Origin of the sequence: Salinicoccus sp. Bachu38 (assembly GCF_038561955.2) — a bacterium.
GTDB classification, from domain to species: domain Bacteria; phylum Bacillota; class Bacilli; order Staphylococcales; family Salinicoccaceae; genus Salinicoccus; species Salinicoccus bachuensis.
Map to the genome: position 1 here is coordinate 633935 of NZ_CP138333.2, position 12525 is coordinate 646459.

Below are 12525 nucleotides of genomic sequence, written 5' to 3' on the forward strand. Positions count from 1 at the left end.
GAATCTCTTTTTGTTAGAACGTATATCTTGTATAGTACTGGCCGCGGATGCCGAGCTGGTCGTAGTAGTTCTTCAGGTTGCGTGCCGTAGCATAGGCCCAGTTGACATCAGTCGCATACTGATATGTGCCTGGACTCACTGGGTTCCAGCGCATTGCATACAGCGTATTCTGACCACGGTTGAAGTAGCCGCTCGAGATGAACTGTGCACCACCGATGACAGCTTTCGCCGGAGTATCCCAGCCCATGCGCTGTGCATAGCGTGCCCCTTCGAGCACAGGATTGTGGTCATATGCTGCGATACCGTACATGTTGTAGTAGAGCTTTCCATCCTCGGAGATGTTGCCTTTCTCATCGAGACGTATACCCTGGGCAAGTTGACTCTGACCGTTGCCCGTTTCATGGAGGGCGTGCGAAACCAGATAGACTTCGTTCACACCATGTGTATTGGCCGCCTGCAGGAAGGCTGTACCCTGGTTATGAAGAACGCCTTTGCCGCTGAGCAATTTGTTGTTCAGTTCCGTGCTTGAGATATTCTGCGCACGGTTCAGATCGAGATAAGTGTAGTCCCAAGTATCAGTCGTGTGATTCGCTGGGTTGATGAAGTATTCCACTTCATCACGTGTCGCATCTCTCCAGCCACCGCCAGAAACCCAAGATTGCGGTTTGGATCTCAAGCTCATCTGTGTGTCTATTGCCTCGTCGAGTGAAATGCCATACTTGACTGTGCTGACAATATACTCTGAAAGTGATCCACTCTTGATCCAACCTGAGTGATTTTTCAGTGTGCCATAATAGTAATCTGTATTACCCACGGTCACTTTTTTAGTGGCTTTAAAACTCTCATTTTGGTAATTAGTCAAACTTGAAACGACCTGATCGCTTGTCCCCCATGGTTGTGAGAAAAGACGATCGCTAGAGTTGTTTATATAAAAAGTTTGGTCTATAGGAGCATCTCCTGAACGATTCGCAGTTTTTACATCACTTGCCTTAATCCAGCCAATCATTGCTTTATCGATATCGAAGCGAAGGAAATAATAGTTTTCCCCCAGATATGAACCTTCTTTGGAGACATAGTAAGTATCTCCGATATATCGGTCGGCAGAGACACTGCGATCGCTTGTCAGTGGGCTTTTAAGTCCCTGGTTATTTGAGTTGATTCGTGCCATTTTACTTACTGTCTTTGTCTCGGGGGCTGCAGACTCCATGGTCATCAAGTTATCTTTAAGCACCCATCCTGATTTCCCATCAATTGTACCGTAAATATAGGATTTGCCCCCAATTGTTGTCTCTTTAGTCGCATTGAAAGTCCCGCCTTTCAAATTTGCCAAGGCGCTTACACGCTGATTGCTTGTCCCCCAAGGTTGACTATAAATATGGTCAGATTCATCGGACACGACAAAACTCTTTTTGATTGTCCTGTCCGAAGAGCGGTCTTGTGCCTGAACGTCGTTTGCTTTAACCCAGCCGATCATTGCCTTATCGATGTCGAAACGAAGGAAGTAATAGTTTTCTCCCAAGTATGAACCTTCTTTGGAAACATAGTAGGTGTCGCCGGTATAACGATCAGCAGATACACTATTGTCACTGGTTAAAGGACTTTTTAACCCATCGTTGTTTTTGTTGATTCTGGCCATCATCCGAGCATCACTTGTCTGAGCCTCGCCTGTACTCTCTGCCACCAAGTAATCTTTTAGAATCCAGCCAGACTTTCCGTTGACTGTACCGTACAAGTAAGTTTTTCCATCAACCACAGTTTCTTTTTGTGCTGAAAACTTATCGCCTCTTAAGTTATTGATAGACTGGACAGTCTGCTCTTTTGTTCCCCAGGGCTGGCTATATACATAGTCATTTTCGCCATTAATAAGATAATCCGCTCTTATGTTTTTATCTTCACTTCTACTTTTTGCTACAACATCTTCTGCACGTATCCATCCTATCATGGCTTTGTCCAATCCGAACCTTAAGAAGTAATATTGCTTTCCCTCATGGGCACTTTCCTTGGAAACAAAATATGTACTTCCAATATAACGATCTGCAGAGACACTTTTCTCACTGGTTAATGGGCTTTTCAGACCTTGGTTTTCTTTATTGATACGTGCCATTTTATATGCTGCATCGTTGCTTGATAAAACTTCTACTTTCGCCATGCTCATCAGACTCAGGCCTTTAACTTCCATAAGTTCTTTCGCTTTTTCCAAGTCCGCTTCCAGTTCGTCTTCTGCGTCTTCAGACTCTGCAGTTTCGGCGGTGCCTGCGTCTTCTTCGTCTTCTGCGTCTTCAGACTCTGCAGTTTCGGCGGTGCCTGCGTCTTCTTCGTCTTCTGCGTCTTCAGACTCTGCAGTTTCGGCGGTGCCTGCGTCTTCTTCGTCTTCTGCGTCTTCAGACTCTGCAGTTTCGGCGGTGCCTGCGTCTTCTTCGTCTTCTGCGTCTTCAGACTCTGCAGTTTCGGCGGTATCTGTTTCTTCTTCGTCTTCTGCGTCTTCAGACTCTGCAGTTTCGGCGGTATCTGTTTCTTCTTCGTCTTCTGCGTCTTCAGACTTTGCAGTTTCAGCGGTATCCGCTTCTTCTTCAGCTTCTGGGTCTTCAGGGTCTGTCGTTTCAGCAGTGTCCGCTTCTTCTTCGTCTTCTGCCTCTTCAGACTCTGCAGTTTCGGCGGTGTCCGTTTCTTCTTCGTCTTCTGTGTCTTCAGGGTCTGTCGTTTCAGCAGTATCCGCTTCCACTTCATCTTCAGCGACTTCAGGGTCTGCAGTTTCGGCACTGTCTGCTTCTAGTTCGTCTTCAGACTCTGCAGTTTCAGGGAGCTTAGCGTCCACAGGGTCTGCTTCCTGTTCAGAATTGTTTTCTTCAAGTTGCGGAGGTTCCTCGTTCTCATCACTTGATATATTTTCGCCTAGATCTTTTTCTGATTGGTATGTACTTTCTGTTCCATCTCCATTTATGCTGGAAGAGCTCTCTTCCTCAGAATGTATGACGGCATCTGGAACGGTTTTTTCTACCTCGACTTCATCGGCACTGGCGTTGATTGTAGCACCTAGCATCACAGTCGAGATGAAAGTGGGTACGATTATTCGGTTTTTGTATTTCATGCTTACCTCCTGGGTGTATATGGTAAAATGACGTGCTATATATAATATACATTATAATTGTATATTTTCCTTGGAAATTCCACATTTGATAACAAATTGTAATATTGTAGACGGATTCGGGAAATATTAGAATAATGGAGGGAGTTATAGTATAATCAAGTAATTGTAATTGGCTTTGTTTAGTCAAGGATTTTAAATGTCTTTATAAACTATTATAATGAAAATAGTTTTAGTACAATATATGCTTTTTGAATTGAGGATAATAACATGAAGAAGATCTTAGCAATAATCAATGAACAAATTGAGCATAGTCATCTGATATTTCAACTGTCCAAGTACCACCTGAGAGCTGAGTATGCCAATCATTACTTGGGAGTATTCTGGAATATACTGCAACCCGCCATGCAAGTGCTGATCTACTATGTCGTATTTGGTTTGGGTCTCAGAGGAGTCCGGGGGGATGTTGGGGACCTCCCCTTCATCATGCACCTTATTACAGGACTGTTCCCTTGGCTTTTCCTTTCGCAAGGTGTCCTTTCTGCATCCTCGGCAATCCAAAGTAAAATTGGTCTGGTGACAAAAATGAAGTTTCCAGCAAGCACACTTCTTTCAATTTCCATAGTCAACGGCTTTGTAAATCTGATTTTCACTACATCCATAGTTGTGGTGCTAAACCTCATATTCGGATATACTTCGCCGCTGTACACATTGGGATTGATATATTTTGTAGTTGCGTCGTATGCTTTTATATTTGCATTGGGATTGATCATGTCCAGCCTCATCATTCTGATCAGGGATGCGAAGAATGTGCTTCAGAACTTTATACGCATGTTTTTCTTCATGACGCCGATTTTCTGGTCCCTTAATGGTGCCAATGAAATTCTTCATGTTCTGACATCATTGAATCCTTTTGGCTATCTCGTCATGGTATACAGGAATGCAACAGTATTGGGGGATGAAATCATTTATGGAGGAATGAATGACCATCTTTATTTCTGGCTCTTTACAGTTCTTTTGATGTATGTCGGGGCACATGTTCATTACAAATTCAGAGGTAAACTTGTAGATTACTTATAATAAGGAGTTTTAAGGAATGGAAAAGCAAGCAGTTATAATTTCCGAAGATGAAGATACGCCCATTTTTAACTATGACAATATTCAGGAAACCGGATCTTTGAAACGTTATCACCATTCATTGGCCTACATCATAGATGAAGGTGATGACAGAGATCATCTTCTAAAGTTCAGTGATGGTAAACTTGGCTGGGTCAAGCTGGAAAATTCCATATACTTGGGACAAAAAGATAAGGAAACTGTAAAGATGAAGGAAGACCCGCTCATCTTTGATAGAAAGATGAATCCCAATAAGGACCTCAGTCTCAAGCTTTCAAATAGGTTGTGTACCTCGAGCTACACAACGTTACATAACAAAGAGATGCTGGAGGCCATAAACTTTAGGGGAAAACTTGCAGGGTTCGTCAAGAAAGATTCATATCATAAGGCGGTGGAAGTGTCTGAGTATGCTTCTATAAAAAAGCAAGTGCCACTGTATCAGGACAGTGATCAGAAAATTAAGAGGTTCATGTTAAATGAAGGTCAGGAAGTGCTAATACAAGTCTACTTCCGTGACATATCTCTGGCCAAAGTAAGCGCCACTATAGAGGGTAAGGAATTTATTGGTTGGATTAAAGGTGATTTTGATCTTCAGGACAACGAAGACATTAAGACAGCCTCCAACAAGTATGACGTCAATATAGAGGCGAGTGCCAACGTAATCAGTGAACTGATGGATAGAATTATAAAGCTGGAAGAAGACAAAACTGAGTTAAGGGAAAAGTATTCCAAGCTGGAGAAGATATATCGCAACTTAAGGTCTTCAAGACTTGGCAAGCTGCAAATTTACTATTGGAATCTCAAGAAAGGCAGAAGATAATATGGTTAATGACATATCAATCTATGATTTCGAAAGCCTGGTGGGACTTAAAGCTTTGAAGAATGATGACACAATTGAATATTATCGTACTTTAAAAAGAATGCTTGCTGAAGATAAGAAACTGGCGATTCATATATTGGAAAAAGAACTGTCTCGATCTGAAGCTACAACCGTCTATTCTACAGAAGAAAAGGCAAGTGTAGCTGGGAAACCGCACTTTCTGGATGAAATCATTGATGACCTTGAGAAGATAGAGGGTAAGACAGCCTCATACCTTTATCGGAAATTTGATGTCAAGGTGGGAATAGTATGCGATGAATTCATATATCACGCCTATAAGGATACCTGTGATCTGGTTTATATTGACAGCTCTTTCAACGGGATGGATAAAGACCTCGATGCTTTGATTGTAGTGTCCACATGGAAGGGTATAGATCAATCCTGGAAAAATGTCGGCAACCCAAAAAGTACAAAAAGACAGGAATTGTATAAGCTCATGGAACAGGCTGGGTCTATGGATATTCCTGTCGTTTTCTATTCGAAGGAAGACCCTGTAAATTATGACCGCTACATCGATGTAGCCATGAAGGCCGATGTGATTTTCACTTCTGCCGTGGAGATGGTGACACAGTACAAAAAGGAATGTGAAAATGATCGTGTGTATTCAATCGGTTTCGGCATAAATCCGTTCTACCATAACCCTGATGGAAGGCACATCGACAACAACGATGAAGTGATATTTGCTGGAAGTTGGAACGAACGCTACCCCGAGAGGAACGAAGAGATCAGTCATATATTCGATGGGGTACTTGAAGCCGGAAAAGATTTGACGATCATTGACCGTAACCTCCCGATGCAGAATGACCGCTATCATTTTCCTTTGAAATATGGGAGCCATATCACCCATCCGGTCCAACATAATAATCTCATGAAAGTGCATAAGCTGTTCAACTGGAATATAAACATCAATACCATAAAATATTCGGAGACAATGTTCGCAAACAGGGTATATGAACTACAAGCACTTGGGGCCCTTATGATGACCAACTACAGTTCTGGTATAAACAATGAATTTCCCTATATCAATATAGTGAATGACAAAAGTGACATCAACAATATACTGACTCGTGTATCGGCTTTGGATATGGAAGAAATAAGAATGAAGGCAATCAGTACTGTAATGCTTAACCATACTACGTTCCACAGGCTCAAAGAACTGCTTTCTCCGGTCGGCATCACCCTGGATATGAAAAACCCCCGGGTTCTCGTGCTGAACAGATATGGAGAGGAATACCGCAGAATGTTCGATAGACAAACCTTCCAAAAGTTTGATGCTGTTTCAGAACTGCCTGAGGATGTTCATGAGTATGATTTCATTTTTGAAGTCCATTCTGGGAATTATTATGAAGAAAACTTCCTGGAATCGTTGGTGGGAACCTTCTCCTATAAGGATGTCGACTTTGTAACGATGGATTCTGACAATACATTCAGGAAAACAAGCCGGCCAGTCCCAGGTCTAACAATGTATAAGGCCGGAGCAGTCAAGAAGGAAGAAGCGGTAGGCTACAGCATTCCTAGAGTAGAAGTGAAAAGTGTAGCTGGAAAGGCGGCTCAGAATGGTACAGAAAAGAAACTGAGCGTTATAATACCGATCCACAATAATGGCAAGTATCTCGAGTACAAATGTTTCAACAGTCTGAAAAGGCAATCCATGTTTAATCAGATGGAAATTATATTTGTAGATGATGGAAGTACTGACGTCAATACCATCAATACCATTGAAAGACTTCGACGCAGATATCCGGATATAAAATACCATCGTTTTGAAGAAGGTTCAGGCAGTGCCTCTCGCCCCCGTAATAAGGGGGTTGATTTGGTCACCACGGAGTATGTGACCTATTTGGATCCGGATAATGAAGCGATAGGAGATGGATATTCCGAGTTGCTGAATGAATTGCTCAAAGATCCTGAACTTGATATGTCGGTAGGAAATATCATCCGCGAAGATAGTATTAAACGCGTGGAGCTTAAATATTCAGGTGCAGTCTATAAATTTAATAATGGAAGCAACATAATCGACAACCCTGCTCAATTCCTGAAAGATTCTGCACTTAAAACACAGAGTATCCAAGCACTTATAGCCAGGACGAGCATCGTCAGACACAATGGCTTGAAAATGGTTGAGGGAGCTGCCGGACAGGATACTATATTCTTCCAGGAGCTGATGCTTCATTCGAATAAAGTAAAGGTCATTCCAACCTTCATCCACATATATTACGCTTTTGTTTCAGGGTCAGTAACAAACACGATATCTAAAAAATTCTTTGATAAATACTATACTTTGGAGCAGTATAGGATACCCTTCCTGAAGGAGCATGACCTTTTTGAAACTTATGTTAATGAGAGATTTGATTTCTACTTCCGCAACTGGTATTTGAAACGGGTCCCAAGGCTGAAAGCGGAGGAGCGTATCCCGGCCCTCAAGACGCTGCTCCATATATATGACCTCTATGTTCAAGAGGGCGTAAAGGGAAGTGCAGAGACAAGAGAGGCTATCAAATCGATTCAAAAAGAGGTGGCAAAATAGCTTGTATCAGTTCAAAAGGAGAGTATTCAAAGCGTTTTTCATTTCAGAATATGATCAAAAAATCCCGTATTTTCAAAGGTATGAACTTGCAGGCGGCTATCATCTGCATGCCTCTGAAGACTATCTGCCTGTGATGGCCGAGGAAGATGGCCGGAAAGTATTTGTACTGGGCTACTGCTACGATATAAGAGACAGTGGCAGAAGCATCCCGGATATTGCTGAGGAACTGGCCGAAGCAGATGAAGAAGCGCGGCTTGAGGAACTTGATAACCTCAACGGACGATATGTCATCATTTTGACAGAAGCGGATAAAGTTTACGTGTATTCAGATGCGACCAGCTTCAAGCCGGTATTCTATAATGAAGATTACCGTCTTGTCTCGAGTCATGAATATTTGCTGAGGAATTTCATCAAAGACATCCACGGGGAGAAGCTTTCGATGACGAAGCTGTATAATAAAGGGTTTCTGGACCTTACAAATACCGACAGGGTATACAAACTCAGCCCCTCGTTGGAGCTTGAAGTCACACGTTTTGACAGAAGAAGGGTTTTCCCGCGCAAGGAACGTGTTGAAAAATCTGTGGAAGAGCTTGTGGATGAGAGTAGTCTGTTTTTCGAAGAAAGCAACAAGTGGCTGGAACAGCAGAAGAACTTGCAGTTCAGTCTGACTGGTGGGGTGGACTCGAGGGTCAGTCTTGCTTTGATCAAACCGATTGTGAATCAAGTTAAATTCTTCACATATTTAAAATCTGAAACTTCATTGACTTCCCGAACACTCAAGAAGGCGTACACGAATGATGAAAAAATAGTAATGGAAATAGTGGATAATTTAAATCTTGACCATGAGTTCTTTCATATAGACCCGGAGAGGGATAAGGAAACAGAAAAGTATTTTCAAAAGATAGAAAATACCGTTTCTTCAAAGCACTCATATCAGTTGAGTAAACATTTAAATGAAAGCCCACAGTTTGCTGGGGCACTGCATATAAAATCTACCATTCAATCCATAGGGAAATCCTCATACGACAAACATCTTTATGATGAGAACACCTTTGATAACATGATGAGGGGCATATCCAAGTGGGCACCCTCTGTCTATAAGGGAGAAGAGAACAAGGAAGCATTCGAATCACTGATTAAAGGATTCATGAAAAGGTCATTGCTTGATATGGAAGGCCTGCATGGCTATCATGCACTCGATATCATGTTCTTGGAATCCAGGCTCGGCAATTTTCAGAGCAACATTACCCAAGAGACTGACAATACTCTGGATATATTCAACCACTTCAATTCAAGGAAAATGATAGAACATCTTCTCTCGCCATCACTAGAAGATCGGCAGAATCAGGCTTTCGTAAAAAAAATAGTAGATCGGCATTGGCCAATCCTCAATTTCTTCGCCATCAATGACGGTAAGAACCTTATGGAAAGCTACAACAGCCTACTTCGGGAAGGTACTGACAGAAAAATTGTCAAAAACAGCCTGGAGTATGTGATAGTTGAAAAATGCGAGAACCTGACTGCAATAAATCAGGGCGGGCACATTGATGTAGTCCCAATTTCATTGCCGCTCTCAGTAGATGAAAAGTATAGTGTCGAACTGAGAAATAACAATGAGGTCGAGTTTCCTGTTACTATCCAATCGTTTTACACTAATGAAAAAGGCAGGGGCGCCATTATCGTTAAGATAAATGACAGGTCATTCGATATCATTGATCTGAATGAAGGTCTGAAACTAATATTGGAACCAGATGAAAAAGTATCAATCAGGTATTTCTATGAATCAGATAAAAACAAGAAATCATGGCTCGACGCATCAAAAATAAAAATATTCAAGTAGGTGAAACGAATGGCCCTACGCAATAAAATAAAATCCTTACTGAACAAGGATGACGATAATATAGGGGTGGAAGCTCCCATATCGGTTGATGAATCAGGTGATATCGTACCTCAGGACTCCGGTGACGAACTGCTTTCCCATGTGAATAGGCTCTCCAGGGAGCAGGTTGTCATGTTTGAGAAGAAGTCATCACAGACTGAAAAAATAGCCGACAACGCACTTCAGGATGTCATAATCCCGTTTCCTAATTTTGAGCCGGTTGATTTTGCAAATGGCTATAACTGGGACGCCAAGAACAAAAAATACGGAAAAAGCTACCAACTTTACCTGCAGTCTCTCAGGGTCATCAATGACCTGACAATCAGGTATGAGGAAACAGCAGAAGCCAAGTATCTGAGAAAATCACAAGACATCATCGAGTCATGGATGGAATATATGTTCAGTGAACCTGAAAATGAAATGCTGTGGTATGATCATCCGACTGCCAACAGAGCACAGCTGATCATGCAGTTCATGTACCATGCAAAAGACAAGGTTGAATATGATGTTCCAAAGTATATGGAGGTGCTCGACCGCCATGCTAAAGTACTTTCAAATCCAGATATATACAACTTCAATAATCATGGTCTGATGATGGACCGCACCCTGCTGGTTCTTGGAACGTTCCTGAATCGGGATGACCTGTTTGAGAAAGGGTTCGGCCGTGCTACAGAAACATTCTGGTATAACTTCAGTGCCCAAGGTGTTCACCTGGAAAACTCACCTGATTATCATCAGATGGTCGTCGATATGTATAAGGAAATCCAGGAATACCTCGAACTGAGCAACCGCTCATTCAGTGATTTCATAATACGCTATATCGATAAGGCTGATGAATATTTTGATATACTTGTCAAACCTGACGGGCATTTGCCGGCAATTGGAGATTCTAGCAATACTTCGTATCCCCTTAATAATAAGAAATATATCAACTTCAACGATTTTGAGTCAGGGATGAATATAATACAGAGAGATGGTGCAGCCCCCTTCTACTTGACTTTCATCACAGGCTATACGACAAGAGTCCATAAGCATCTCGATGATTTAAGCATTACTTTAAACTATAATAAGAAAGATTTTTTTGTTGATCCGGGGAAATTCAACTATAGCAAATCTCCAATCAGAAGATATATGATGCGTGCTCCTGCACACTCCACAATCTTCTTCAGGGAAAAAGATATCAAATACAAACGTACGAATGAAAACCGTTTTACACGTGAAGTCAGAAATACTGGATATTATCATGGCCAGGCGTTTTCATTAGTTTCTGGCCTCAATGAAAGTTTTTCGGAGAGCCGTAAGCTTGAAAGGGTACTGATAAGCTTCAATAAATACGACTTAGTGTTCATACTCGATAAAGCATATGGAATGCAGGAAGAGCTCATCCAGAACTTCAATCTTCATGAAGATGTGAAAATCGACAGCAAGAGTGATGGTACTGTGTTGACACATGATGAGACTTCCATAACACTTAAACAGTTTGAACAAAACGAATTGAATATTATTAAAGGTGAGGACGAAGAGGCTATTGCCAAAAACACAGTGGGTTTTGGTAAATCAACGGACACATATCAGCTCCAATACTCGACATTGACTGAAAAAGGCAGACGCTTCGATTTTGTGACAGCAATCAACATGGGTGGTCATAAGATGGAGGCTCCAATATTTTATGATGCCCATATGGAAGTGATAATAGAGGGAGAGCACTTCAGAATCAACTACTAACTGGAACCAAGGATGAGTATATGAAGAAAGTTACGATGTTTGTATGGAATCATTTTACTAACGATGCGCGTGTCATGCGTGAAGGCCTGGCACTGAGCAACAATGGTTATGAAGTGAATCTACTGGCGATTGAAAATAAGAATGATAGACGTGCCGGAAAGTATGAAAAAGTAAATAAAAATTTTTCTGTGGAAAGAGTGCCGATGTATCCATGGCTGCTCGAAGTCTATCAGAAGAATAGAAAGCAGTTCATCATCTCTGTAGCAGGAGCTACCATGGTCATTGCCCCGGCACTTTTCTATATATCTTGGTTGTTGCTCTCTTCCTACTTCATTGGCTTGTTGGTTTTGTATACTTCTGTTCGTTCCCCTTCCATAAGGGGGAATATAATCAAGCTGGTCAGGAGCATGAAAATGATAGGACGTGGTTACTTCCACAATGCAGACATCTATCATTCGAATGACTTGAATACACTTACTCAAGGTGTAATATGTTCAAAGATGAGATTCAATAGAAAACCACTTGTATACGATTCCCATGAAGTACAGACTGATCGTACAGGGTATAACCCTGAGATCGCCATGAAAGTTGAAAAGTTTCTCCTCAAGTTTGTTGATCAAACCCTTGTGGAAAATCATACTCGTGCAACATTCCATGAAAAATTGTACAATTACTATCCAACCCCTTTATATAATTATTCGGACACCTATGATATAAATGCAGTAGAAGGGAAAGATATCCACCATCTTCTCGAGATTCCTCGTGATAAAAAGATTCTTCTTTATCAAGGCGGACTGCAGATGGGACGCGGTCTAGAGCAGCTTGTTGAAATGATGAAATCCATCGAAGAAGGAGTTCTCGTATTCATTGGAGATGGTAAACTCAAACCGTATCTGGAAACCAGAGTGAATGAAGAGAGTCTGCAGGATAAAGTCAAGTTCATACCAAAAGTCTATCTTAAGGACCTGCCGTCCTATACCAAATCAGCCTACCTTGGTTTTCAAGTACTGCAGAATACGAGTTTCAACCATTATTCCGCCTCTTCAAATAAGTTGTTTGAGTATATGATGGCCCATGTTCCCGTAGTTGGCTGTGACTTTCCCGAGATCAAACGTGTGATTGAGGAAGAGGATATTGGGGTATCGATCGATGCAAGCCAGGTGGGGAATATTACGCAAGCTGTACAAAGCCTTTTGGAAAATGAAGAAAAAAGAAATGAATTAAGCAGAAATTGTGCAACCGCCAAGCACAAATACAACTGGCAGAGTGAACAGCAGAAACTTTTGGATATATACGAAAAACTATAGTCAATT

General features: G+C 41.7%; 7 protein-coding genes. 6 read left to right on the top strand and 1 reads right to left on the bottom strand.

All coding sequences use genetic code 11. From position 1 onward, the window contains the following. Window positions 1-13: 13 nt before the first annotated feature. Complete coding sequence (locus tag RQP18_RS03255) at window positions 14-3088, bottom strand: GW dipeptide domain-containing protein (protein ID WP_342388729.1); 3075 nt, start codon at window positions 3086-3088, stop codon at window positions 14-16. Window positions 3089-3355: 267 nt separating this feature from the next. Between RQP18_RS03255 and RQP18_RS03260 the strand changes: the two genes are divergently transcribed. The 6 genes from RQP18_RS03260 to RQP18_RS03285 all read left to right on the top strand — a co-directional run bounded on the left by RQP18_RS03260 (window position 3356) and on the right by RQP18_RS03285 (window position 12519). After that, on the top strand, window positions 3356-4165 hold the full coding sequence (locus tag RQP18_RS03260; protein ID WP_342388730.1) for an ABC transporter permease: 810 nt from the start codon (window positions 3356-3358) through the stop codon (window positions 4163-4165). 16 nt (window positions 4166-4181) lie between these two features. Further along, entirely contained in the window at window positions 4182-5021 is an 840-nt protein-coding gene (locus RQP18_RS03265) for a hypothetical protein (RefSeq protein ID WP_342388731.1), read from the top strand. 100 nt (window positions 5022-5121) lie between these two features. Next, window positions 5122-7608, top strand: coding sequence for a glycosyltransferase (locus RQP18_RS03270; protein WP_373446113.1), 2487 nt, complete (start codon window positions 5122-5124; stop codon window positions 7606-7608). A 1-nt stretch (window position 7609) separates the two neighbouring features. Continuing rightward, a complete protein-coding gene (locus RQP18_RS03275; RefSeq protein WP_342388733.1) occupies window positions 7610-9448 on the top strand; it encodes a hypothetical protein in 1839 nt (612 codons plus the stop codon). Between the two features lie 9 nt (window positions 9449-9457). Next, window positions 9458-11212: a heparinase II/III domain-containing protein gene (locus RQP18_RS03280; RefSeq protein ID WP_342388734.1), complete on the top strand. Its 1755-nt coding sequence runs from the start codon at window positions 9458-9460 to the stop codon at window positions 11210-11212. A gap of 20 nt (window positions 11213-11232) precedes the next feature. After that, window positions 11233-12519, top strand: a complete 1287-nt coding sequence (locus RQP18_RS03285) for a glycosyltransferase (RefSeq protein ID WP_342388735.1) — start codon at window positions 11233-11235, stop codon at window positions 12517-12519. Window positions 12520-12525: the final 6 nt, after the last annotated feature.